The sequence below is a fragment of the Streptomyces sp. ITFR-21 genome (assembly GCF_031844685.1).
Lineage (GTDB): Bacteria > Actinomycetota > Actinomycetes > Streptomycetales > Streptomycetaceae > Actinacidiphila.
On record NZ_CP134605.1, the window covers coordinates 5302561 to 5326864 of the forward strand.

Genomic DNA, 24304 nt, shown 5'->3' on the forward strand with positions numbered 1-24304 from the left:
AGATGGACGCGATGACCGGCAACCCCATGGACGAAGACCTCCGCAAGCTCGTCGGCGACCGCACCGCGAAGGTGCTGGACGAGCACCTCGGGCTGAAGACCGTCGGCGACCTGCTGCACCACTACCCGCGGCGGTACGCCGAGCGCGGCGAGCTGACCCGGCTCGCCGACCTCCCCGTGGACGAGTACGTGACCGTGGTCGCGGAGATCGCCAAGGCGGACAAGCGGACGTACGGCGGCGGCAAGGGCGTTCGGCTGGAGGTGGTGGTCACCGACGGCAGCGGCTCGCTGACCCTGGTGTTCTTCAGCCGGGCCGCCCACGCGCACGCCCACCGGCTCATCCCGGGGCGGCGCGGGATGTTCTCCGGGAAGGTGTCCGTCTTCAACCGGACCCGGCAGCTCGCCCACCCCGACTACCAGCTGCTGGACGCCGACGAGGGCGAGGACGCGGTCGACGCCTTCGCCAACCGGCTGATCCCGCTGTACCCGGCGTGCAAGCAGATCACCTCCTGGCAGATCGCCCGGACCGTGGACACCGCGCTGAACTCACTGGGCGCCACCGGGTGGGCCGGGGTCGGGGAGCCGCTGCCCGCACCGCTGCGCGAGAGCCGGGGGCTGGGCACCCTCCCCGAGGCGCTGGAGAAGATCCACCGGCCGGGCACGAAGGCCGACATCGACGCCGCCAGGACCCGGCTGAAGTGGGACGAGGCGTTCGTCCTCCAGGTCGCGCTGGCCCGCCGGCGCGCCGACGAGTCCGCGCTGCCCGCGGTGCCCCGGCTGCCGCGCGCCGACGGACTGCTCGCCGCCTTCGACGCGCGGCTGCCGTTCACCCTCACCGGCGGTCAGCGGACGGTCAGCGCGGAGATCTTCGCCGACCTGGCCACCGAGCACCCGATGCACCGGCTGCTGCAGGGGGAGGTCGGCTCCGGCAAGACGCTGGTCGCGCTGCGGGCGATGCTCGGCGTGGTCGACGCGGGCGGGCAGGCCGCGCTGCTCGCCCCCACCGAGGTGCTGGCGCAGCAGCACCACCGGTCGGTCACCGAGATGATGGGCGACCTCGCGCAGGCCGGCATGCTCGGCGGCGCCGACCTCGGCACGAAGGTCGTGCTGCTGACCGGCTCGACCGGCACCGCCGCCCGCCGCCGGGCACTGCTGGACCTGGTGACCGGCGAGGCCGGGATCGTCATCGGCACCCACGCGCTGATCGAGGACACGGTGCGCTTCCACGACCTGGGCCTGGTGGTCGTCGACGAGCAGCACCGCTTCGGGGTGGAGCAGCGGGACGCGCTGCGCGCCAAGGGCGGTCAGCCGCCGCACCTGCTGGTGATGACCGCCACCCCGATCCCGCGGACGGTCGCCATGACCGTCTTCGGGGACCTGGAGACCTCCGTCCTGGACCAGCTGCCCGCCGGCCGCTCGCCGATCGCCACCCACGTCGTACCGGCCGCGGACAAGCCGCACTTCCTGGCCCGCGCCTGGGAGCGGGTCCGGGAGGAGGTCGGGGCCGGACACCAGGCGTACGTGGTCTGCCCGCGGATCGGCGACGACGAGGACACCGGGAGGAAGCAGCCGGACGACGGCGAGCGCAGGCCGCCGCTGGCCGTGCTGGAGACCGCCGGGCAGCTCGCCGCCGGCCCGCTGGCCGGGCTCCGGGTCGAGGTGCTGCACGGCAGGATGGCCGCCGACGCCAAGGACGAGGTGATGCGCCGCTTCACCGCCGGCGAGGCCGACGTCCTGGTGGCCACCACCGTCATCGAGGTCGGCGTGAACGTACCCAACGCCACCGCGATGGTGATCATGGACGCGGACCGGTTCGGCGTCTCCCAACTGCACCAGCTGCGCGGCCGGGTCGGCCGCGGCTCCGCGCCCGGCCTGTGCCTGCTGGTCTCCGAGGCGCCCGAGGCCGGCCCCGCCCGGGCCCGGCTGGACGCCGTGGCCGCCACCCTGGACGGCTTCGCGCTGTCCCGGATCGACCTCGAACAGCGCCGTGAGGGCGATGTGCTGGGCCAGGCCCAGTCCGGCAGCCGCTCCTCGCTGCGGGTACTGACCGTCATGGACGACGAGGACGTCATCGCCGCCGCCCGGGACGAGGCCACCGCCGTGGTCGGCGCCGACCCGGAACTGACCGCGCACCCCGACCTGCGCAGCGCCCTGGACAGCCTGCTGGACGCCGACCGCGAGGAGTACCTCGACAAGGGGTGAGGCCGGGGGCAGGCCGGGGGCAGGCCATGGGCAGGCCATGGGCAGGCCATGGGCGGCGCCGGGGGTAGTGTCGTGCGGGTGAGCCGCTCATGACCCGCGTGATCGCCGGCGCCGCCGGCGGGCGTCGCCTGGCCGTGCCGCCGGGCACCGGGACCCGCCCCACCTCCGACCGCGCCAAGGAGGGGCTGTTCTCCGCCTGGACCTCGCTGCGCGGCACCCTGCGGGGCGCCCGGGTGCTCGACCTGTACGCCGGTTCCGGCGCGGTCGGCCTGGAGGCGCTGTCCCGCGGCGCCGAGCACGTCCTGCTGGTGGAGGCCGACCCGCGCGCCGCCCGGGTGGTACGGGAGAACGTGGCGGCGCTGCGGCTGCCCGGCGCCGAGGTGCGCACCGCGCGGGCCGAGAAGGCGGTGACCGCGGCGCCGCCCGGACCCCCGTACGACGTGCTGTTCCTGGACCCGCCCTACGACGTTCCCGGCGAGGAGCTGCGGGAGATCCTGCTCACACTCCTGGCGAATGACTGGCTGGCCGGGGAAGCGCTGGTCACCGTGGAGCGCAGGACCCGGAGCGGCGAGTTCCACTGGCCGGCCGGGTTCGAGGGCCTGCGCTCCCGGCGCTACGGCGAGGCGACTCTTTGGTACGGTCGCGCCGCCGAAGCTGCCGCCGGGTCATGAGCCCGCCCGAGTCGATTCCTAGCGAGGAGCCACTCTTGCGCCGCGCCGTCTGTCCGGGGTCCTTCGACCCCATCACCAACGGACATCTCGACATCATCGCCCGCGCCGCCCGGCTGTACGACACCGTGCACGTCGCCGTGATGATCAATAAGTCCAAGCAGGGCCTGTTCAGCGTCGACGAGCGGATCGCCCTCATCGAGGAGGTCACCGGCGAACTGGGCAACGTCCAGGTCGAGTCCTTCCACGGCCTGCTGGTGGACTTCTGCAAGCAGCGCGACATCCCCGCCATCGTCAAGGGCCTGCGGGCGGTCAGCGACTTCGACTACGAGCTGCAGATGGCCCAGATGAACATCGGACTGTCGGGCGTGGAGACCCTCTTCGTCCCCACCAACCCCGCCTACAGCTTCCTGTCCTCCAGCCTCGTCAAGGAAGTCGCCCAGTGGGGCGGCGACATCTCGCACCTGGTACCGGCGCAGGTGCTGGACGCGCTGACCGCCAGGCTCCGGCAGCAGTAGAGTCTGCGTCGTGGACGTCCAGAAGAAGCTCGATGAGATCGCGGCAGCCGTCGCCGGCGCCCGGTCGATGCCGATGTCGGCCTCCTGCGTGGTGAACCGGGCCGAGCTGCTGGCCATGCTCGACGAGGTCTCCGCGGCACTGCCGACCTCCCTCTCCCAGGCCGAGGAACTCCTCGGCGACCGCGAGCAGATGGTCCAGGAGGCCAGGGCCGAGGCCCAGCGGATCATCCAGGCGGCCCACGCCGAGCGCGGCTCGCTCGTCTCCGACACCCAGATCGCCCGCCGGTCGCAGGACGAGGCCGAGCGGATCGTGGCCGAGGCCCGCCGCGAGGCCGAGGAGATCCGGGCCGAGGCCGACGACTACGTGGACAGCAAACTCGCCAACTTCGAGGTGGTCCTCACCAAGACCATCGGCTCGGTCGACCGTGGCCGGGAGAAGCTGCTGGGCCGCGACCCGTACGCCGACTACACCGAGGACGGCTACGGGCAGGACGACGACCCGGACGCCCCCGAGCGCAGCGCCGACCCCGAGACGCTGCGCCGCCGCGCCGACGAGTACGTGGACACCAAGCTCGGCGCCTTCGAAGCAGTGCTCACCAAGACCCTGGAGGCGGTCGGCCGCGGCCGGCTCAAGCTCACCGGGCACAACCCGATCGACGACCTGGCCGCGCAGATGGCCGCCGCGGACGCCGCCGAGGGCCTCGGCGAGCAGGTCGGCGGACACCACCAGAGCGACGCGGAGTACATGGCGGGCCTGGCCGCCCCGGTGCCCTCCGGGCAGGCCGAACTCAGCCAGTACGGCTACGCCCCGGCCGCCGCCCAGGCCCCCGTCCCCGCCCAGGCCGACCCGTACGGCCAGCAGCCCTATCCGCAGGATCCGGCCGCGCCCTACGGCTACGACCGGCAGGACTACCCGCAGCAGCCGCAGCAGCAGGAGTACGCGCAGCAGGCCGGATACGCGGCCGACCCGTACACCCCGCAGCAGTCCTTCCCGCAGGATCCGGCCGCGCCCTACGGCTACGACCAGGAGCAGGGCTACGAGCAGCAGCAGTACCCGCCGCAGCTCCCGTACCAGCCGCAGGAGGGGTACGCGCCGCAGCCCGCGGCGCTGGACGAGACCAGCTTCTTCGACACCGGCCTGATCGACCTCAACCGGCTGCGGGAACTCGAACAGGGCCGCTGACCGCGGTCGTCCGGGCCCCGTACCGGCTCTGTTTGGGCCGGGGCGGCGCGTCCAGTATCCTGTGAGCTCCAGCCGTGTGAATCGCCGGCGCTTCGGCCTGCCCGCCCGCAAGGGCGCGCACCGGCCGTACCGATGAAAGCAGGAAGCCCTGAACACCCGCCTCGACCACCGTGACCCGCTCGTGTTCGACACACGCGAGCTGGGCCGTCGTCCTGGCGCGATGAAGAAGGTCTCCCGGTCGGTGCCCGCCCCCAAGGACCTCGGCATCATCGACGTCATCGGGGTGCCGGAGGGCGCCGCCGTCGTGCTGGACCTCCGCCTGGAGTCGGTCATGGAGGGTGTGCTGGTCACCGGCACCGTCCGCGCGCCGGTGACGGGGGAGTGCGTAAGGTGCCTGGAGCCCGTACGGCGCGAGCTGGACACGGACTTCCAGGAGATGTTCTCCTACCCCGACGCCGACACCAGGACCGCCCGCAGGGACGAAGCCGGTGACGACGCCGAGGACGAGGACGTGCTTGAGCTCGAAGACGACCTCTTCGACCTCGAACCCGTACTGCGGGACGCGGTGGTGCTCGCACTGCCGCTCCGGCCGGTGTGCCGGGACGACTGTCCGGGCCTGTGCTCCGAATGCGGGGCCCTGCTCGCCGACGACCCGGACCACCACCACGAGGTCACCGACATCCGTTGGGCGGCCTTGAAGGATCTGACCAAGGATCTCCATCCGCACAGCGGTGCCGGAGACGACACCGACGAGAACCAGGAGAAGTAGCCGTGGCTGTTCCCAAGCGGAAGATGTCGCGCAGTAACACGCGCCACCGCCGTTCGCAGTGGAAGGCTGCGCCCGTGAGCCTGGTGGCGTGCGAGCGCTGCCACGAGCCGAAGCTCCAGCACATCGCGTGCCCGAGCTGCGGCACCTACAACCGTCGTCAGGTCCTCGAGGTCTGATCGGCGGGTGACAGGCACCGTGTCCTCAACGTCCCCCACGTCCTCCCAACCCGACGCACCGGCGTCGCAGAAGGCCGCGGACGCCGCGGACAAGGCCTCGTCCCACGCGCTCCTGGAAGGGCGGCTCGGGTACCACCTCGACCCCGCCCTTCTGGTGCGCTCGCTGACCCACCGCTCGTACGCGTACGAGAACGGCGGGCTGCCCACCAACGAACGGCTGGAGTTCCTCGGGGACTCCGTGCTCGGGCTGGTGGTCACCGACACCCTCTATCGCACCCACCCCGACCTACCCGAGGGCCAACTGGCCAAGCTGCGGGCCGCGGTGGTCAACTCGCGGGCCCTGGCGGGCGTCAGCCGCGGGCTCGACCTGGGCGCGTTCATCCGGCTCGGCCGGGGCGAAGAGGGAACCGGCGGCAGGGACAAGGCGTCCATCCTCGCGGACACGCTCGAGGCGGTGATCGGGGCGGTCTACCTCGATCAGGGCCTCGACGCGGCCTCCGAACTGGTCCACCGGCTCTTCGACCCCCTGATCGAGGAGTCCTCCAACCTGGGCGCCGGCCTGGACTGGAAGACCTCCTTGCAGGAACTCACCGCCTCCGAGGGCCTCGGCGTCCCCGAATACGGTGTCACCGAATCCGGCCCCGACCACGAGAAGACCTTCACGGCTGCCGCCCGCGTCGGTGGTGTCGAGTACGGCACCGGCACCGGCCGCAGCAAGAAGGAAGCGGAGCAGCAGGCCGCCGAGGCGGCCTGGCGCAGCATCCGCAAGGCGTCGACCTCCCCGGCGAGCTGAGCCGGCCTCGCGGGGCGCCCCTTCGGGGGCGTCCCGCTCCCGTACCACGAGGAGAGCCGTGCCCGAACTGCCGGAAGTGGAAGTCGTTCGGCGCGGGCTGGCCCGGTGGGCGAGCGGCCGGACCGTCGACGAGGTGACGGTGCTGCACCCGCGGGCGGTACGGCGGCATCCCGCGGGGGCCGACGACTTCGCCAAGCGCCTGCGGGGCGCGGTGCTCGGGCCGGCCCACCGCAGGGGCAAGTACCTGTGGGTGCCGCTGGACGAGGACACCGCGATGGTCGCCCACCTGGGCATGAGCGGGCAGTTCCTGATCCGGCCGGCGCAGGCCCCGCCGGAGACGCACCTGCGGGTCAGGCTGACGTTCGCCGACAGCGAGGGCACCGACCTGCGCTTCGTGGACCAGCGGACCTTCGGCGGGGTCTCGCTGCACGAGACGGTCGCCGGCGACCGGGAGAACCTGCCCCAGCCGCTCGCGCACATCGCCCGCGACCCGATCGACCCGGCGTTCGACGACGACGCCTTCCACGCGGCGCTGCGCCGCAAGCGCACCACCGTCAAGCGCGCCCTGCTCGACCAGTCGCTGATCAGCGGCGTCGGCAACATCTACGCCGACGAGGCGCTATGGCGCACCAGGCTGCACTACGAGCGGCCCGCCGCGACCATGACCCGCCCCCGTACCGCCGAACTCCTCACGCACATCCGCGAGGTGATGGGCGACGCGCTGGCCGCCGGCGGCACCAGCTTCGACAGCCTGTACGTCAACGTGAACGGCGAATCGGGCTACTTCGACCGGTCGCTGGACGCCTACGGCCGGGAAGACCTGCCCTGCCGGCGGTGCGGCACCCCGATCCGGCGCCGCGCCTGGATGAACCGCTCCAGCTACTTCTGCCCGCGCTGTCAGCCGGAGCCGCGGGCCGCGTCGTAGGAGCTGCGGGCGGCCAGCACGTCCGGCATCCGGCGCTCCAGAAGCCCGATCAGCTCGCGCAGCGGCCGGGCGGTGGCCGCGCCGAGCGGGCTGAGCCGGTACTCGACGTGCGGCGGATTGGTCGGCCGGGCGTCACGCAGCACCAGCCCGTCGCGCTCCAGCGCGTGCAGGGTCTGCGCCAGCATCTTCTCGCTGACCCCCTCCACCCGGCGCCGCAGCTCGTTGAACCGCAGGGTGTCCCCGTTCAGCGCGCACAGCGTCAGGGCGCCCCAGCGCCCGGTCACATGCTCCAGTGTGCCGCGCGACGGGCACCCCCGGACGAATACGTCGAACGCCTCCCCGGGCGCCGCCCCCGCAGCAGCGTCGAGCACCCCGGCACTCCCGGCTCCTTCCCCCACCCCGGCGCCCGTCCCGCCCCTCAGCTCGCTCATCTTCCGAGAATACCGCCCCTTTTTTGCCGCCTTCTCGCCGCCGAGCGGGTCGGTGCCCCAGGGGGATGCCGTCGGGGGTGATGGTGCGGTGGGGTGGGTGCCCGGCGGGGTGGGGGCGCCCACCCCAGGGCGCCCCCACCCCGCCGGGCACCCACACCCGTTGGCGAGAAGGCGGCCCCCAAGGGACCCCCTCAGAAGCCGAAGAAGTGACGCGGGGTCCCGCTGACCTGGGGCCTTGTGGGTGACCAACGCTGTGACCTGCGGCCGAGCCGTCAACGGTTGTCAGCGTTGGTCGCCGCTGTGCTACCTCGGACGGCCCGGGGACGGCCCGTGAGCGCGCTGCTGGGCTTGAGCGGCGCGGCGTTGTGTGCTGGCGATCCGTAATCTACATAGGTATAGTACGAGATATGCGAAAGACTCACGCCTTGATCCAAGTGATCTTGGCACTGATGGAGGACCCAGAGGGTCGCCACTGGGGATACGAGTTGTCGAAGCAGGCGGGCGTCCGGTCCGGCGTTCTCTACCCCATGCTCAGGCGCATGCTGGAAGATGGATGGGTCGAGGATGGTTGGGAAGATCCGGCTGAGATCGAGGACAAGCGGCCTCCGCGTCGCTACTACACGCTCACGGGTGAAGGACAGGTCGCAGTAACTGCGATCCTTCGGGATGCTCAGCGTGACGAGCGATTCCGTGCACTTGTCGGGAGGCCCGCCCAGTGATTGCTGAGCTTGTCGGCGCTGTGGCGTCGTGGCCGCTCCTTGTCGCCGCCCTTGTCGTCTTCGGGTTTGCCCCGGGTGCACTGCTTCGCCTGGTTGTCCTGGCCTTTGAGCGGGACGATCCACGACGGGCTGAGTTGCGTGCGGAACTGACTGCTGTTCCTCGCGTTGAGCGACCCTTCTGGGTGATTGAGCAATTGGAGGTGGCCCTCTTTGACGGGCTCTGGCCCCGTCTGCTGTGGGCTGCAACTGGACGCGTCATCGATCGCTGGCACCTGACCTCTGGAGTTAAGTCCAACCGCCGGCACCCGCAAAGCTTCTGGATTCCTTCCGCTGAGGAGAAGCGTGCGCTGAGGCCCGGTATCGCGGTGAAGCTCATGTTCAACATGCGGGACGGCTGGGGGGAACGCATGTGGGTCGAGATCGTTGCGATCAAAAAGCGCAAGATCGTCGGTGTGCTACACAATCAGCCGATTGGGATTCCCCGCCTATACCACGGGGACAAGGTCCGCTTCAAGTACGACCATATTATTGACATCGACTGGGACGACGACAGCACCCAACTCTGTCAGGGTCCGAGCGCTCCGAACTTGCTTGAGGAAACGTAGTTCGGCGGAGCGGCTTGGGTTTTTTGATTCGCAGGCAGCGGGGCCCTGTGGCCTTATGCGGGCCAGTTTGCTGGATAGTCCCCAAGCCTCGCCCCTGCTTCCATCCCGTCTGCCGTCGGCCCGCACTTTTGTGGAGCGGGCGTGGTTCAGGGCGTCAAGGTGGAGCGCCCTGCTGGACGTACGACCTTGACGCCCTGGGCCGCGACTGCTCGGCTTGCCCGGGTCGATGGCAGGTGGGATGGAAGCCTCCTCCTGCACCCCCACGAACGTGCACTCGCCGGCGGTGCCCCCTCCATCTCGGAGCCTGAGCGCCCCCGCCGGAGGCACATCCCCCCACTCACCTGCCGCTTTCTTCTTCCTGTTCCGACCTCTGCGCGGGTTGTTGCCCTGGCGTGGTCGGTGGTGCCGGTCCGGGCTGGTCGTGGGTGCTGGCTGTGGTGGTGGGGTTCGGGGTGTGTGCTGGTGTCCGGGTTGTGGTGCTGCCTGGCCGGGGGTTCGTGTTCTGGGCGGGTGATATTGGTCCAGGGTCCGGTAGGTGGAGGGCAGGGCAAAGCGTGTAGCGGGGATCCCGTGTCTGCTCTGCGGGCACGGGGCCGGGGGCCGGGCCGCCGGCCGCCGAAGGCAGGGCCGGGGGTCCGAGCCCCCGAGCCCCGGGTGGCCGGCATTGGCCGGCCGACTGGTGGTCTCCGTAGCGACGGCCTTGGGGCCGATTGCCCCACCGCTGCCGGATGCCCGGAAGGGCAGACCCACCCGATCCGCGGGACTTCGACCCCGGCGCGGGCCGGGCAAGAACACCCCCGGCCGGCCGGCCAACTGTCCCTCGTACTCAGGCGATCCAGGCGGTTCTGCCCAGCGGGCTTGATCCCGTGCCCCGTTTTCCTGCCGTACCGTACGTCTGTGGCCGGCCGAACGGCCGCTCCCGCACTGTTGCGGTCCCTCCTGGTGGGCCCCACAGCGGTCCCCCTCTCCCCTCCTCCGCCCGGCACGGGCGGAGCTTGATGAGGTAGGGAAACCTGTAACCGGATCATGCGTGTGCGGTCGGGCTACTCAAGGTCGTAGTCGGCGGCAAGCTCGCGGTCGGCACCCATGAAATCGCGGGCGTACTCGGTGACGTGGCCGTGCTGGTCCCAGTACGTGTTGGCCATGCTGAGGGCCAGACTTCCGGCCTCGACGTTCAGCAGCGGAGCAACATCTTCGGGTACGGGACAGATCGACACGACATCGCGCCGCTTCACTGCCCGGCGCCCGGTCCGGTCCTCGATCAAGCCGAACGTCATCTTCGGCAAGGGGCCCGTCGAGATCAGCTCCGGGGCGGCTTCTCCCAACTCCTTTGGCAGCCACGACGTGGACAGGGCAATCACCCCCTCCTCGTCCAGATACCTCCTCCGCCGCTGCACTACGGAGCTTCCCTCATCGACTTCGAGCGCGTCGGCGACTTCCGCGGATGCGGGGGCCATCTCCGCGCTGACGATCTCGACCCGTTCCCCCGGCCGGAATCCGCTCCCGGTGGTCCGCTGCAATTGGAGTCGGTCAGGGCCGGTCGTGATCTTGCTGGGCATACGCGCCACCGTTCCAATCCCGGGGATGGTCTCTGCGTAACCCTCTGCCCGCAGTACCGCCGCTACTCGGGTGGCTGTCGCGACCGACACGTTCTCGTCGCGGATGATGTCGCGGACAGACGGGATGCGGTCTCCCGGGCGCAGCTCCCCGCGCTCGATCTGCCCTTTGATCTGCGCAGCAATGCGCTGGTAGGGCGGCAGGGCAGGCACGTTCCGGGGCATCGACATAGCTCCTGTTCTAAAGCACTTCAGTACACCCCTTGACGGGTGCGGTGCTCTAGAACACTATAGAGCTGTGCCCCACCGCTTCAACAGGTGGGAATCGGCACATGTCATTTGCCCGAGAACGGCGCTCCTACCGCCAAGCAAGCGCGCCGCTCCCGGTCCCACTGAGGGAGCTTCCATCATGCCTGTTTCTGTTGTGCTCGCGCCGGTCGTCGCGTTACCTGCCACCCGTCTGGAGCCTGTTCGTTTGGTGATGTCGGGCCGTGGCTGCCCGGCCTGTGGCGGCTCGTACTGCTTCGCCCCGGCGGAGTGCCTGAGTGACCTGATGTCCCGTGCGTGGGGTGACTGCGACTGGTGCGAGGGCTTCGGCTGGGCCGGTGACGACTCGCTGTCGGTCTTCTGCGAGGGGTGCGGCGGCTCGGGTCTGGAGGAGCATGACCCCGGCAGCCTGCCGCGCCTCGGTGCCGCTGCTTCCGCCCGCTTGGCCGCGCACATCGATCGGCTTCGCGCCCTGGTGGGGGTGGCTGCGTGATGGGCTTCTTCGGCCGGAAAGACAATGACGGCGAGAGTGGCGACGACGCGATCGACCGGCAGGAGATGGAATGGGAGCACTTCAAGCAACTGCGTCGTGACGAGCGTGCGGCCCGGAGCTTCCACCTGTACCACGAAGTCCCGCACCTTGAGGCGTACGAGGAGGGTGGCGACCGGAAGGACAGGCGCACGGCTTCCGGGCCTGCGTGCCCCACGGCCAGCACGCCCAAGCGGGGGCGGCGCTGGTGAACATCTTCCCCGTTTCCCCGGTGGAGGTGGCCCCCGTGGCTGCCTCGGTCGGCACCGACCCGGTGACCATGGCCGACCTGCTGCGTGTCGCCAACAGCCCCGGTTTCGAGCGGTGGCAGGAGCAGGTGCGCCGTACCGGTGGCTGCTCCGACCCCATCCACCTGTCGGGCCTGACGGTCACCCGCGACCGCGCCACGGGCGATGTCCTGTACTCGTACGACACGGCTGGGGAGCCCGGTGGCCGGTTACGGGTGGCGTGCGGCAACCGCCGTGCCTCGCGCTGCCCCTCGTGCGCCTGGCTCTACGCCGGGGACACCTTCCACCTGATCCGCGCCGGGCTGACCGGCGACCCGGCCAAGGGCACCCCGCGCACCGTACGGGCCCACCCGAAGGTCTTCGCCACCCTCACCGCCCCGTCCTTCGGCCCGGTCCACAACCGCCCCACTGCGGGCCGCTGCCGCTGCGGCACCGCCCACACCGAGACCGCTCCGGAACTGGGCACGGCCCTGAACCCCGCTTCGTACGACTACGCCGGGGCGGTGCTGTGGAACAACCACGCAGGGGACCTGTGGCGCCGCTTCACCATCTACCTGCGCCGGGAACTGGCCGCCCGCACCGGCATGACCCAATCCGCCCTGACCGACGTGTGCCGGGTCTCCTTCGGGAAGGTCGCCGAGTTCCAAAAGCGCGGCGCGGTCCACTTCCACGCCATCGTGCGCCTGGACGGCCCCGCCGGACCTGAGGACACCCCTCCCGCCTGGGCCAGTACCGGCCTGCTCGGTGACGCCATCAAGGCCGCCGCTGCCCGCGTGTCCGTACCCGTCCCGGCCGCCGGGGACCGCCCCGCCCTGGTCCTGCGCTGGGGCGCACAGGTGGACGTCCAGCCCATCGGCACCACCACCACCGACGGCGAGGAACTGACCGAGCAGGCCGTGGCCGCGTACGTGGCCAAGTACGCCACCAAAGCCGCCGAGACCACCGGCACCGTTGACCGCCGCATCGGGGAACTCCCCGAGCTGGACAAGCTGCCCGGCCTGCCCCCGCACGCCCGGCGCCTGATCGAAGCCTGTTTCGACCTCGACGGCGACTACCCCGAACGCAAGCTCGCCCAGTGGGCCCACATGCTCGGCTTCCGCGGGCACTTCTCCACCAAATCCCGCCACTACAGCACGACGCTGGGAGCCCTGCGGCAGGTCCGCGCCGACTACCGGGCCCGCCAGGAACGCCACCAACGGGGCCTGCCCGACCCGGACGACGCACCGGAGGGCTCCACACTCACCCTCGCCCACTGGACCTATGCCGGACACGGCCACACCCCCGGCGAATCCTGGCTCGCCGCCACCATCGCCCGCGACCTCGCCGCCAGCCGAACCGCAGCACGCGAAGCACGCACCGAGTTGGAAGACGACTGGGAGGTGGCTGTCTGATGTCCCGCTCGCTTCCCGACCGGTACCTGACCCCGCTGGACCTGGCTGACCTGCTCGGCGTCCCGCTGGAGACCGTGTACCAATGGCGCCGCAAGCACACCGGACCGCGCGGATTCCGCGTCGGCCGCCACCTCCGCTACGACCCCGAAGACGTACGCCGCTGGATCTCCTCACTGATGGAAGGGGCCGCGTAATGGCTGGACACATCCAAGACCGCTGGTACAAGACCGAGATTAGTCCCAACGGCAAGACGGTCAAGGTCAAGACTGATCGCTACGGGACGGGTCTCCGCTACCGGGCGCGTTACGTGGGTCCCGATGGGACCGAGCGGAGCCAATCCTTCCCGGACAAGCAGAAGCGTCGGGCGGAGGTGTGGTTGTCCAACGTCGAGGCGGACATGTCCCGTGGCGACTACGTGGACCCGGTTGCCGGGAAGGTGACCTTCGAGCAGTACGCCGTGAAGTGGATGGCGACACAGGGCACGGACCCCTCGACGCGGGAGTCGGTGGAGTCGCGGCTTCGGCTGCATGCGCTTCCGCACATCGGGTCGCGGCCGATCGGCTCGTTCACGCCAACACACCTGCGGGCTTGGATGCGGCTCCTGGAAGACGCCAAGCTGTCGCCTGCGTACAGGCGGGGCATCTTCGCGCACGTCTCAACGGTGTTCACCGCTGCCGTGGAAGACCGCATCATCCGTGTGAATCCATGCAGCGCGCGATCGGTCAAGGCTCCGCGGCTGGATCCTCGGAAGGTGAAGCCCTGGCCGGCCGAGCGTGTGATGGCTGTCCGCGCGGCATTGCCGGACCAGTACCGTGCAATGGTCGAGCCTGCCGCCGGATGCGGGCTGAGACAAGGTGAGGTCTTCGGCCTGGCGCTGGAGGACGTGGACTTTCTAGACGGGACTGTGCACGTGGTGCGGCAAGTAAAGCTGCTCCGGAACCGTCCGGTGTTCGCCCCGCCCAAAAGCGGCAAAGAGCGGGACGTTCCACTGCCGGAATCGGTGGCCTTCGCGCTGGCTGCCCACCTTACGAGCTTCCCCGCCCGGGAGGTCACGCTGCCGTGGCGGACGCTCGATGGGCCCCCGGTCACCGCGACGCTCATATTCACCAGTGCCGAGGGGCTGTCGCTAAACCGGAACCGCTTCAACGATCGGGTATGGCGGCCTGCGGTTCGATCGGCTGGCGTGGTGTCGGGGCGGGACAACGGCATGCACGCGTTGCGGCACTTCTACGCCTCGGTGCTGCTGGACGCGGGGGAGAGCATCAAGGCGCTGAGTGAGTACCTCGGGCACCACGACCCCGGTTTCACGCTGCGGACGTACACGCACCTGATGCCGGCCAGCGAGACGCGTACTCGGGCCGCCGTGGATCGAGTCTTCGGGGTTCCTGGGTCGACGGAAGACGGCCCGGACACGGCCCGGGGGAGTGGGCAAGCTTCTGACCTGGGAGGTTCTCAGAAGCCGAAGTCCTGGGTCCACCACGGGCCGCCCGGGGCGAAGTGGATGCCGACGCCGAGGGTGGTGTAGTCGCAGTTGAGGATGTTCGCGCGGTGGCCGGGGCTGTTCATCCAGGCGTCCATGACGGCTTGGGCGTCGGCCTGGCCGCGGGCGATGTTCTCGCCGCCGAGGTTGGCGATGCCCAGGGCCTTGGCGCGGTCCCAGGGGGTGCGGCCGTCGGGGTCGGTGTGGTCGAAGAAGCCGCGGGCGGCCATGTCGTCGCTGAAGCTCTGGGCCAGCTGGTCGAGAGCGGAGCTCGCGGTCAGCGGCTTGCAGCCGGCGGTGGCCCGCTGGTCGTTGACCAGGGCGAGGATCTGGGCGCGGGCCGCGGTCACCGCGTCGGGGGAGGCGGGAGCGGTCGCCGGGGTGGTACGGGCCGGGGCGAGCGTCACCACGGGGGTGGTGGGGGCCGCGGTGGTGCGGGTGGGTGTCGGCGCCGCCGGCGTGGCCGTTCCCGCCGGGGCGCTGCCGCCGGGGGAAGCGAGCGGCCGGGACGCGGACGTGCCGCCGCCGGGGGCGCTCACCGACGGGCTGCCGGGTGCGGTGGTGGCACCGGGCGCGGTGGGAGTGGTGGCGCCGCGGCCGGCCGGCGTGGTGCTCTCGCCGAGCGGCGAGGGGATGTCGCCGCTGGGCACGGTGGGCACCGGGCCCGCCGCCTGGGTGCCGCCGCCAGCGCCGCCCTGGTACGGCAGCTTGCCCGCCACCCCGGACAGCAGCCCGGAGGAGGCGGCCACCGCGCCGACCGCCATCGCCGCCGAGGACGCCAGCAGCCCGGTACGCATCGGGTGGTGCCTGCGCCGGCCGCGGTGACCGCGGGGGCCGGGCTGCGGTGCCGCCGGCTGCGCAAGACGGCCGTGTCGCCCCATTTGCCGCGCTCCTCACTGCTCCGCTCGCCGCCCAGGCTGTGTAACCCGAACGAGTGAAACCCGTCGGTGGGCGACTGTAGCGAATGACGCCCGCAGGCGACGTGATCCGGTCGGAGGAAGAGGGATGCAGGAGAGATAGCGTGCGTACATGAACGAAAATGTCCGGCTCACCGTGTGGGTGCGCGGCCGGGTCCAGGGTGTCGGCTTCCGCTGGTGGACCCGCGCCACCGCGTTGGAGATCGGCGGACTGTCCGGCTACGCCGGCAACCTCGGCGACGGCCGGGTCCAGGTCGTGGCGGAGGGGGTCCGCGACCAGTGCGAACGCCTGCTCGACTGGCTCCGGCACGGCGACACGCCCGGTCACGTCGACGGGGTGACCGAAATCTGGGGGACACCGCGCGGTGGATACGAAGGATTCGAGATCCGCTGAGCACAGCCTGTTGCCATATGACGGATGCCGTGTCAGGCTGCCCCCATCGAGGATGATCTCGAAGCCCTGCGGGCAGCCCGCGGCGCCGTCAGCGCCGTGTTTTCTGAGGCGCACCCGACGGTTGGGCTGTGATCGTGTTGACCGTCCCCCTAAATGGTGAGACGCTAAAAGCCCCGCGCGGCGTGGCCCCAAGGAACGCAGACGGTGGTCGCGGTGTATTCCCGCTTACCGCGCGTGGGAGCGTTAGAGACCCTCACCCACGACCTACCCCGCTACGGTCGGTCACTCAGCGTGGAGGACCATCCATCATGGCAAAGGCGCTTCTCGGTTACGTCGGCGGTCCCGACCCGCGACTCCTCGCCGAGATGCGAAGGCTCCAGCAGCGCGTCCAGGACCTGGAATCCGAGCTCATCCGGATGCAGGCGGAGAACGACTCGCTGTCGGTCGCGTCGCATGAAGAGTCGCTGCTCAGCAGCCTCGATGTAGTCCGCGCGGAGCCCGTGCCCGCCTGATCCGGCTCGATCCGCCGGACGGGTGTATCCCGGACACCGCGTGAAACGGTATAACAAGGGACGCCTCGGCGTCCCTTCGCCTTTTCCGGCCTGTTGTTCGCCTGCTGTAGCCTGCTCGTCGGCCTCGGCCACCCCTCCCGTACCCCGAACCGCCCCGCTCTACGTCTGGTCTGCCCTGCGCGTTCACGGGTGAAACCGGGCGGCCCTAGTAGAGTCGACCGGCGTGCATCTGAAAAGCCTCACGTTGCGCGGTTTCAAGTCATTCGCCTCGGCGACGACACTGCGCTTCGAGCCCGGAATCACCTGCGTCGTCGGCCCCAACGGGTCCGGAAAGTCCAACGTGGTCGACGCGCTGTCCTGGGTCATGGGCGAGCAGGGTGCCAAGTCGCTGCGCGGCGGCAAGATGGAGGACGTCATCTTCGCCGGCACCACCGGCCGCCCCCCGCTGGGCCGCGCCGAGGTGTCGCTGACCATCGACAACTCCGACGGTGTGCTGCCGATCGAGTACACCGAGGTCACCATCACGCGGATCATGTTCCGCAACGGCGGCAGCGAGTACCAGATCAACGGCGACACCTGCCGGCTGCTCGACATCCAGGAACTGCTCTCCGACTCCGGCATCGGCCGCGAGATGCACGTCATCGTCGGCCAGGGCCAGCTCGACTCGGTGCTGCACGCCGACCCGATGGGTCGCCGCGCCTTCATCGAGGAGGCGGCCGGCGTCCTCAAGCACCGCAAGCGCAAGGAGAAGGCGCTGCGGAAGCTGGACGCGATGCAGGCCAACCTGGCCCGGGTCAGCGACCTCACCAGTGAGCTGCGCCGCCAGCTCAAACCGCTCGGCCGGCAGGCCCAGGTCGCCCGCCGGGCCGCCGTCATCCAGGCCGATCTGCGCGACGCCCGGCTGCGGCTGCTCGCCGACGACCTGGTGACGCTGCGGGAGGCGCTGCGCGCCGAAGTCGCCGACGAGGCCGCGCTCAAGGAGCGGCGGGGCGCCGTGGAGGCCGAACTCGCCGACTCCCTGCGGCGCGAGGCCCGGCTGGAGGAGCAGGTCCGCGCCCTCACCCCGCGGGTCAACGAGGCCCAGGCCACGTGGTACGCGCTGTCCCAGCTCTCCGAACGGGTGCGCGGCACCATCGGCCTGGCGGAACAGCGGCACCGGCACGCCACCGGCCAGCCCGCCGAGGAGCGCAGGGGCCGCGACCCGGAGGACACGGAGCGCGAGGCCGCCCGGATCCGCGAGCAGGAGGCCGAACTGACCGAGGCGCTGGAGGCCGCCCAGCGTGCCCTGGACGACACCGTCGACCACCGCGCCGAGCTCGAACGCCGTCTGTCCGACGAGGAGGCCGGGCTCAGGGCCGCCGCCCGCGCCATCGCCGACCGCCGCGAGGGACTGGCCCGGCTGAGCGGCCAGGTCAACGCGGCCCGTTCCAAGGCCGCCGCCGCCGAGGCCGAGATCGGCCGGCTCAGCGCCGGCCGCGACGAGGCCCGCGACCGGGCGGAGTCCGCGCAGGCCGAGTACGAGGAGCTGCGCGCCCAGGTCGAGGGCCTGGACGCCGACGACTCGGAACTGGAAGCCCGCTACGAGAGCGCCCGCGCCGCACAGGTCACCGCCGAGGAGGAGTTCAGCGCCGCCCGCGAGGCCGCCACCGCCGCCGAACGAGGCCGCGCCGCCGTCGCCGCCCGCCGCGACGCCCTCGCCCCGGCGCTGCGCCGCAAGGACGGCACCGGAGCGCTGCTCGGCGACGGCCGCCCGGCCGGAGTGCTCGGCTCGGCCGCCGCCCTGCTCCGGGTCGCCCCCGGCTACGAGATCCCGGTCGCCGCGGCGCTGGGCGCCGCCGCCGACGCGGTCGCCGTCACCGGCCCCTCGGCCGCCGCCGAGGCGCTGCGGCTGCTCCGCGCGGGCGACGCCGGCCGCGCCGCGCTGCTGCTGGCCGGCGCCCCCGAGCCCCCGGCGGGCCACGCCGGACCCGAACTCCCGGCCGGCCCGGCCGGACCCGCCCTCCCCGACGACCTCCCGCCGCCCGCTGTGCCCGGCGCCCGGCTCGGCGCGCCCGGCCCGGCGCCCGGCGCCGGCTCTCCGGCCACCGTCGGCGCCGTGCCGGTCCCCAGGACCGCCCTCGCCGGGACCGCCCTCCCCGAGGGCGCCCGGTTCGCCGCCGACCTGGTGACGGCCGGCGGCGACCTGATGCCCGCGGTGCGCCGACTGCTGCGCGAGACCGTGGTGGTGCGGACCCTGGACGACGCCGAGGCGCTGGTCGTACGCCATCCCGCGCTGACCGCGGTGACCGCGGACGGCGACGTGCTGGCCGCGCACCTGGCGCAGGGCGGCTCGGCGAAGGCGCCCAGCGTCCTGGAGGTCCAGGCCCAGGTGGACGAGGCCACCGCGGAACTGGCCCGGCTGGAGGCGCTGTGCGGCGAGCTGGCCGGGCAGCAGCAGGCCGCCAAGGAACGGCGGGCCGCCGCGGTCCGGGCGGTGGAGGAGCTGGCGCAGCGGCGGCGCGCCGCAGAGAAGGAGAAGTCGGCGGTCGCCCAGCAGCTCGGCCGGTTCGGCGGGCAGGCGCGCGCCGCCGCGGGGGAGGCCGACCGGGCGGCGGCGGCCGTCGTACGCTCGCAGGAGGCGCTGGCCGCCGCGCGTGAGGAGTTCGAGGAGCTGTCGTACCGGCTCGGCGAGGCCCAGGAGGAGCCCGGCGACGAGGAGCCCGACACCTCCGTCCGCGACCGCCTCGCCGCCGACGGCGCCAACGCCCGGCAGACCGAGATGGAGGCACGGCTCCAGCTCCGAACCCACGAGGAGCGGGTCAAGGCACTGGCCGGGCGCGCCGACGGCCTGGACCGGGCGGCCCGCGCCGAACGGGAGACCAGGGCCAGGGCCGACAGGCGCAGGGCCCGACTGGCCTACGAGGCGTCGGTCGCCGCCGCCGTGGTGGCCGGCACCCGCGCGCTGCTGGAGTGCGTACAGGTCTCGCTGACCCGGGCCGAGGCCGAGCGCGCCGCAGCCGAGCAGGCCAGGACCGAGCGGGAGGCGGCGCTCGGCCAGGAGCGCCGCCGCGGCCGGGAGCTCAAGGGCGAACTCGACCGGCTGACCGGCGACGTGCACAAGGGCGAGGTGCTCGGCGCCGAGAAGCGGATGCGCATCGAGCAGCTGGAGGCCAAGGCGCTGGAGGAGCACGGCATGGAGCCGGCCGGGCTCGTCGCCGAGTACGGCCCCACGCTGCCGGTACCGCCGTCGCCGCCCGCCGAGGGCGAGGTGCTGCCCGAGGATCCGGCCCACCCGCGTAACCAGCCGGTCCGCTACGTACGGGCCGAGCAGGAGAAGCGGCTGCGGGCCGCGGAGAAGGCGTACGCCCAGCTGGGCAGGGTCAACCCGCTGGCGCTGGAGGAGTTCACCGCCCTGGAAGAGCGGCACAGGTTCCTCACCGAGCAGCTGGAGGACCTGCGCAGGACCCGCGCTGACCTGCTCCAGGTGATCAAGGACGTGGACGAGCGGGTCGAGCAGGTGTTCAGCGCCGCCTTCCACGACACAGCCCGCGAGTTCGAGGGCGTGTTCTCCCGGCTGTTCCCCGGCGGCGAGGGCCGGCTGCTGCTCACCGACCCGGACAACATGCTCACCACGGGCGTGGACGTCGAGGCCAGGCCGCCCGGGAAGAAGGTCAAGCGGCTGTCGCTGCTGTCGGGCGGCGAGCGCTCGCTGACCGCGGTGGCGATGCTGGTGTCGATCTTCAAGGCCCGGCCGAGCCCGTTCTACGTGATGGACGAGGTCGAGGCGGCGCTGGACGACACCAACCTGCAGCGGCTGATCCGGATCATGGAGGAGCTCCAGGAGAGTTCGCAGCTGATCGTCATCACCCACCAGAAGCGCACGATGGAGGTCGCCGACGCCCTGTACGGCGTATCGATGCAGGGCGACGGGGTGTCCAAGGTGATCAGCCAGCGGCTGCGGGAAACCAGGAGTCGGCCGGTCCGCGGCGCCCGGGAGGCGGCCGCGCCGTCCCCCGGCGAACCGGCGGACACCGCCGCGTCCTGAGGGACTGCGCGGTCCGGGCGGTTCCGGTGGCGGTCCGGGAGGCGCTACCGGCTTCCCCCGCGGTCGTCGTCCGGGCCCTCGGCGTCCGAAGACCGGCGGCATGATCTCGCGGATGATGCCGAAACGTTCGAGTGGTGGCCCGTGCCCGGTCACTCGACACTTGAAGATCCAGACCCTCATCTGAGGACTCACCGCCGAGCCCGGGGAGACCACCTTGACCAGTACCGCACAAGCGGCAGGAACGGCGGGCCACACCCCGCCGCAGTCCGGACACCTCGGCCACATCGTCTTCATCACCGCTGCCGCCGCCATGGGCGGCTTCCTCTTCGGCTACGACAGCTCGGTCATCAACGGCGCCGTCGAGGCCATCCGGGACAAGTACCACATCGGCTCCGGCGAGCTGGCGCAGGTCATCGCCATCGCCCTGATCGGCTGCGCGATCGGCGCCGCCGTGGCCGGCCGGATCGCCGACCGCATCGGCCGTATCCGCTGCATGCAGATCGCCGCGGTGATGTTCACGATCAGCGCCGTCGGCTCGGCGCTGCCCTTCGCGCTGTGGGAACTCGCCCTCTGGCGGATCGTCGGCGGTTTCGCGATCGGCATGGCCTCCGTCATCGGCCCGGCCTACATCGCCGAGGTCTCCCCGCCCGCCTACCGCGGCCGGCTCGCCTCCTTCCAGCAGGCCGCCATCGTGCTCGGCATCGCCGTCTCCCAGCTGGTGAACTACGCCATTTTGCAGGGCGCGGACGGCGACCAGCGCGGAAAGATCATCGGCCTGGAGGCATGGCAGCTCATGCTCGGCGTCATGGTCGTCCCCGCGGTGGTCTACGGGCTGCTGTCCTTCGCCATCCCCGAGTCGCCCCGCTTCCTGCTGTCGGTGGGACGCCGCCAGGACGCCAAGGGCGTGCTCGCCGAGGTCGAGGGCGGGGAAACCGATATCGAGACCCGGATGAAGGAGATCGAGCACGCGATGCGCCGTGAGCACAAGGCGAGCTTCCGCGACCTGCTCGGCAGCCGGTTCGGGTTCCTGCCCATCGTCTGGATCGGTATCGGCCTGTCCGCGTTCCAGCAGCTCGTCGGCATCAACGTGGCCTTCTACTACTCCTCCACGCTGTGGCAGTCCGTCGGCATCAATCCGACCAGCTCCTTCTTCTACTCCTTCACCACCTCGATCGTGAACATCATCGGTACGGTGATCGCGATCGTCTTCGTCGACCGCGTCGGCCGCCGCCCGCTGGCCCTGATCGGCTCCGCCGGTATGGTGGTCGCCCTGGCCCTGGAGGCGTGGGCCTTTTCCTACAAGAGCGGCGTCACTCTGCCGAACACCCAGGGCACGGTGGCACTGGTCGCCGCCCACGTCTTCGTGCTGTTCTTCGCCCTGTCCTGGGGTGTCGTGGTGTGGGTCTTCCTCGGTGAGATGTTCCCGAACAAGATCCGCGCCGCCGCACTCGGCGTGGCCGCCTCCGCCCAATGGATCGCCAACTGGGCGATCACCGCGAGTTTCCCGAGCCTGGCGGGCTGGAACCTCTCGGGCACGTACATCATCTATACGTGCTTCGCGGTGGCCTCCATCCCGTTCGTCCTGCGATTCGTGAAGGAGACGAAGGGCAAGACCCTGGAAGAGATGGGTTAAGGTCACCCCGGCCCTCGTACGTTCACCACCGGCCTCAGGCGAAGCCGCGGCACACAAGACAGATACTGGGGTGGTTATGGAAATTGTGATCCTTGTCGTCGTCATCGCCGTGGTCGTGGTTCTCGGGGCCGGCGGGCTGGTGGTCGGCAGCCGCCGCAAGAAGAAGCAGCTGCCGCCCGCGCCGCCGAGCCGCCCGACGGTCACCACCCCGCCCGCCGAACCGCACATCGGGGACGAGGCGGCCCCCCCGCGGGAGGAACCCCGCCGGACCATCGAAGAAGTGCCGCTGCCCGAGGCGACCGCCGCCCCCGAAGCCGCGCCGCCGGTCGCGGTCGAGCAGCCGGAACCGGCCGCCGGGCGGCTCGTCCGGCTGCGGTCCCGGCTCTCCCGGTCGCAGAACTCGCTCGGCAAGGGCCTGCTCACCCTGCTGTCCAGGGAGCGGCTCGACGAGGACACCTGGGAGGCGGTCGAGGACACCCTCATCACCGCCGACATCGGCGTGACGCCCACCCAGGAACTCGTCGAGCGGCTGCGCACCCGGGTGCGGGTGCTGGGCGCCCGCAGCCCGGAGGAGCTGCGGGCGCTGCTGCGCGAGGAACTCCTCACCCTGGTCGACCCGACGCTTGACCGCACCCTGCGCACCGGCGGCCACGAGGACACCCCGGCGGTCGTCCTGGTCGTCGGCGTCAACGGCACCGGCAAGACCACCACCACCGGCAAGCTCGCCCGGGTACTGGTCGCCGACGGCCGCAGCGTGGTGCTCGGCGCGGCCGACACCTTCCGCGCCGCCGCCGCCGACCAGCTCCAGACCTGGGGCGAGCGGGTGGGCGCGCGGACCGTACGCGGGCCGGAGGGCGGCGACCCGGCGTCCGTCGCGTTCGACGCGGTCAAGGAGGGCATCGCCGCGGGCGCCGACACCGTGCTCATCGACACCGCCGGCCGGCTGCACACCAAGACCGGCCTGATGGACGAGCTGGGCAAGGTCAAGCGGGTGGTGGAGAAGCACGGCCCGGTCGACGAGGTACTGCTCGTCCTGGACGCCACCACCGGCCAGAACGGCCTGGTCCAGGCCCGGGTCTTCGCCGAGGTGGTGGACATCACCGGCATCGTCCTCACCAAGCTCGACGGCACCGCCAAGGGCGGCATCGTCGTCGCCGTCCAGCGGGAACTCGGTGTGCCGGTGAAGCTGGTGGGCCTGGGCGAGGGCGCGGACGACCTGGCGCCGTTCGAGCCGGAGGCGTTCGTGGACGCGCTGATCGGCGAGTAGCCCGGCGAGCGGCCCGGCCCGGGTCACGTCCCCGCGGACGGCGCCCGCGGGCCACCTGCCACCCATCACCCGCGACGCCCGTGGTCGGGTACCGGCGAGGACGGGTACGGACAGGGGTAAGGGGCGCCACCCCGGGGCGGGCGCTCCTTACCTGTGCCCTCAGGCGTACGTACGGTCCCGGTGGCTCACGTACGCCAGGGTGCCCAGAAGCAGCCGGGCCTCCGGGGGATGCGGGGCCGCCTCGGGGCGGGGCTCGCGCAGCCAGCGGACCGGGCCCAGGCCCGCGAGGTCGGAGGGGGGCGCGGTGACGTGGTCGCCGGAGCCCAGGCAGCGCAGGTCGAGCCGGGTGCCGTCCCAGCCCATCCGGTAGAGCAGCTGGGGGAGTTCGGCGGCGGCGCCCGGGGCCACGAAGAACTGGACCCGCCCGGTGGGGGTGAGCAGGACCGGGCCGAGCCGCAGCCCCATCCGCTCCAGCCGGACCAGCGCCCGGCGGCCCGGCGCCTCGGCCACGTCGATGACGTCGAAGGACCGGCCGACCGGCAGCAGCACCGCCGCGCCCGGCACCCGGGCCCACGCCTCCACCGCCTCCTGCGGGCTGGCCCCGGCCGGGATCTCGCCCGCGAAGGTCAGCGGATGCGCGCCCGGCGCCCGGCAGCGGGTGTCCCCGCACGAGCAGGCGCCGCCGCCGCGGGCGGCCCGTGCCCCCGGCACCACGGCCCAGCCGCACCGCCCGGCGTACTCGGCGACGATGAGGCGGACCGCCCCGAGCGTCCTGCGCCGGGCCCCGGTCCGGGGCCCGGTGAGCACCCCGAGTCCGGCGGCGTTCCGCTCGCCGGCCCGCTGCCGCCGGACGTCCCGGATGGCCCGCATGCTGCCGATCGTGAACACCATGACCCCTCCAACGGTTCTCCGCAGCCGATGGTTACGCGCCTGCCTGCCTCTCACCTGATCCTCATGTGTCAAGTGAATCGTCTGTTACGGGAGTCGAGTTCATTCGAAGGGGTGGCGAATGGTGGCGTTTTCGCAACATCGGTCGCCGGATGGGTGATCGTAGGACTACGTTCAGTCGACGAGTCCCAGTGGTCGGGCCGTGCACGC

23 protein-coding genes and 1 pseudogene are annotated in these 24304 nt (G+C 71.6%); 20 read left to right on the forward strand and 4 right to left on the reverse strand.

Features of this window, described 5'->3' with window-relative positions; genetic code table 11:
- The first annotated feature begins 11 nt into the window (after positions 1–11).
- From recG to mutM, 8 genes are all read left to right on the forward strand, one after another.
- A complete protein-coding gene (gene recG, locus RLT57_RS23810) occupies positions 12–2201 on the forward strand; it encodes an ATP-dependent DNA helicase RecG (protein WP_399129259.1) in 2190 nt (729 codons plus the stop codon).
- Between the two features lie 89 nt (positions 2202–2290).
- Positions 2291–2872, forward strand: a complete 582-nt coding sequence (gene rsmD / locus RLT57_RS23815) for a 16S rRNA (guanine(966)-N(2))-methyltransferase RsmD (protein ID WP_311299309.1) — start codon at positions 2291–2293, stop codon at positions 2870–2872.
- A gap of 35 nt (positions 2873–2907) precedes the next feature.
- The gene (gene coaD, locus RLT57_RS23820; RefSeq protein WP_311299310.1) at positions 2908–3387 is read left to right on the forward strand and encodes a pantetheine-phosphate adenylyltransferase; all 480 of its coding nucleotides are present in this window, start codon (positions 2908–2910) and stop codon (positions 3385–3387) included.
- Between the two features lie 10 nt (positions 3388–3397).
- Complete coding sequence (locus tag RLT57_RS23825; protein ID WP_311299311.1) at positions 3398–4570, forward strand: ATP synthase F0 subunit B; 1173 nt, start codon at positions 3398–3400, stop codon at positions 4568–4570.
- Positions 4571–4718: 148 nt separating this feature from the next.
- The gene (locus tag RLT57_RS23830) at positions 4719–5339 is read left to right on the forward strand and encodes a YceD family protein (RefSeq protein WP_311300836.1); all 621 of its coding nucleotides are present in this window, start codon (positions 4719–4721) and stop codon (positions 5337–5339) included.
- A 2-nt stretch (positions 5340–5341) separates the two neighbouring features.
- Positions 5342–5515 (forward strand): 50S ribosomal protein L32, encoded by a 174-nt coding sequence (gene rpmF / locus RLT57_RS23835; RefSeq protein ID WP_069465182.1) that lies wholly within the window; start codon positions 5342–5344, stop codon positions 5513–5515.
- 7 nt (positions 5516–5522) lie between these two features.
- Positions 5523–6308, forward strand: a complete 786-nt coding sequence (rnc, locus tag RLT57_RS23840; RefSeq protein WP_399129262.1) for a ribonuclease III — start codon at positions 5523–5525, stop codon at positions 6306–6308.
- A gap of 58 nt (positions 6309–6366) precedes the next feature.
- Positions 6367–7233 (forward strand): bifunctional DNA-formamidopyrimidine glycosylase/DNA-(apurinic or apyrimidinic site) lyase, encoded by an 867-nt coding sequence (gene mutM, locus RLT57_RS23845; RefSeq protein ID WP_311299312.1) that lies wholly within the window; start codon positions 6367–6369, stop codon positions 7231–7233.
- Here mutM and RLT57_RS23850 read toward each other — a convergent pair.
- Positions 7206–7664 carry a winged helix-turn-helix transcriptional regulator gene (locus tag RLT57_RS23850; RefSeq protein ID WP_311299313.1) on the reverse strand — a complete coding sequence of 153 codons (459 nt, stop codon included), beginning with the start codon at positions 7662–7664 and terminating at the stop codon, positions 7206–7208. The two genes, mutM and RLT57_RS23850, sit on opposite strands and share 28 nt — an antisense overlap.
- A gap of 407 nt (positions 7665–8071) precedes the next feature.
- Here RLT57_RS23850 and RLT57_RS23855 point away from each other — a divergent pair, with 407 nt between their 5' ends.
- On the forward strand, positions 8072–8383 hold the full coding sequence (locus RLT57_RS23855; protein WP_311299314.1) for a PadR family transcriptional regulator: 312 nt from the start codon (positions 8072–8074) through the stop codon (positions 8381–8383).
- The gene (locus tag RLT57_RS23860) at positions 8380–8988 is read left to right on the forward strand and encodes a DUF2314 domain-containing protein (protein WP_311299315.1); all 609 of its coding nucleotides are present in this window, start codon (positions 8380–8382) and stop codon (positions 8986–8988) included. The genes RLT57_RS23855 and RLT57_RS23860 overlap by 4 nt, the downstream gene beginning before the upstream one ends.
- 1043 nt (positions 8989–10031) lie before the next feature.
- On the opposite strand, the gene RLT57_RS23865 is transcribed toward RLT57_RS23860, so the two are convergent.
- Positions 10032–10769 carry a GntR family transcriptional regulator gene (locus RLT57_RS23865; protein ID WP_311299316.1) on the reverse strand — a complete coding sequence of 246 codons (738 nt, stop codon included), beginning with the start codon at positions 10767–10769 and terminating at the stop codon, positions 10032–10034.
- 184 nt (positions 10770–10953) lie between these two features.
- On the opposite strand from RLT57_RS23865, the gene RLT57_RS23870 reads away from it, so the two are divergent.
- Genes RLT57_RS23870 through RLT57_RS23890 form a run of 5 tightly spaced genes read left to right on the forward strand, consistent with a single transcriptional unit; the run spans position 10954 to position 14504 of the window.
- Positions 10954–11304: a hypothetical protein gene (locus RLT57_RS23870; protein WP_311299317.1), complete on the forward strand. Its 351-nt coding sequence runs from the start codon at positions 10954–10956 to the stop codon at positions 11302–11304.
- Positions 11301–11552, forward strand: a complete 252-nt coding sequence (locus RLT57_RS23875) for a hypothetical protein (RefSeq protein ID WP_311299318.1) — start codon at positions 11301–11303, stop codon at positions 11550–11552. The genes RLT57_RS23870 and RLT57_RS23875 overlap by 4 nt, the downstream gene beginning before the upstream one ends.
- Before the next feature lie 26 nt (positions 11553–11578).
- The gene (gene repSA / locus RLT57_RS23880) at positions 11579–12979 is read left to right on the forward strand and encodes a replication initiator protein RepSA (protein WP_311300838.1); all 1401 of its coding nucleotides are present in this window, start codon (positions 11579–11581) and stop codon (positions 12977–12979) included.
- Entirely contained in the window at positions 12979–13173 is a 195-nt protein-coding gene (locus tag RLT57_RS23885; RefSeq protein ID WP_311299319.1) for a helix-turn-helix transcriptional regulator, read from the forward strand. The genes repSA and RLT57_RS23885 overlap by 1 nt, the downstream gene beginning before the upstream one ends.
- Positions 13173–14504, forward strand: coding sequence for a tyrosine-type recombinase/integrase (locus tag RLT57_RS23890; RefSeq protein ID WP_311299320.1), 1332 nt, complete (start codon positions 13173–13175; stop codon positions 14502–14504). The genes RLT57_RS23885 and RLT57_RS23890 overlap by 1 nt, the downstream gene beginning before the upstream one ends.
- On the opposite strand, the gene RLT57_RS23895 is transcribed toward RLT57_RS23890, so the two are convergent.
- Positions 14432–15340 (reverse strand): CAP domain-containing protein, encoded by a 909-nt coding sequence (locus RLT57_RS23895; protein WP_432759753.1) that lies wholly within the window; start codon positions 15338–15340, stop codon positions 14432–14434. The genes RLT57_RS23890 and RLT57_RS23895 overlap by 73 nt on opposite strands.
- Positions 15341–15488: 148 nt before the next feature.
- Here RLT57_RS23895 and RLT57_RS23900 point away from each other — a divergent pair, with 148 nt between their 5' ends.
- From RLT57_RS23900 to ftsY, 5 genes and pseudogenes are all read left to right on the forward strand, one after another.
- Positions 15489–15770 (forward strand): acylphosphatase, encoded by a 282-nt coding sequence (locus tag RLT57_RS23900; protein ID WP_311299322.1) that lies wholly within the window; start codon positions 15489–15491, stop codon positions 15768–15770.
- Positions 15771–16078: 308 nt separating this feature from the next.
- Positions 16079–16282: a hypothetical protein gene (locus tag RLT57_RS23905; protein ID WP_311299323.1), complete on the forward strand. Its 204-nt coding sequence runs from the start codon at positions 16079–16081 to the stop codon at positions 16280–16282.
- A gap of 223 nt (positions 16283–16505) precedes the next feature.
- A pseudogene (locus RLT57_RS23910) lies at positions 16506–20222 on the forward strand (AAA family ATPase); the annotation flags it as partial.
- A gap of 298 nt (positions 20223–20520) precedes the next feature.
- The gene (locus tag RLT57_RS23915) at positions 20521–21939 is read left to right on the forward strand and encodes a sugar porter family MFS transporter (RefSeq protein ID WP_311299325.1); all 1419 of its coding nucleotides are present in this window, start codon (positions 20521–20523) and stop codon (positions 21937–21939) included.
- A 76-nt stretch (positions 21940–22015) separates the two neighbouring features.
- Positions 22016–23206 carry a signal recognition particle-docking protein FtsY gene (gene ftsY / locus RLT57_RS23920; RefSeq protein WP_311299326.1) on the forward strand — a complete coding sequence of 397 codons (1191 nt, stop codon included), beginning with the start codon at positions 22016–22018 and terminating at the stop codon, positions 23204–23206.
- A gap of 159 nt (positions 23207–23365) precedes the next feature.
- Here ftsY and RLT57_RS23925 read toward each other — a convergent pair whose 3' ends face one another.
- Positions 23366–24097 (reverse strand): bifunctional DNA primase/polymerase, encoded by a 732-nt coding sequence (locus RLT57_RS23925; protein ID WP_311299327.1) that lies wholly within the window; start codon positions 24095–24097, stop codon positions 23366–23368.
- Positions 24098–24304 lie beyond the last annotated feature (207 nt).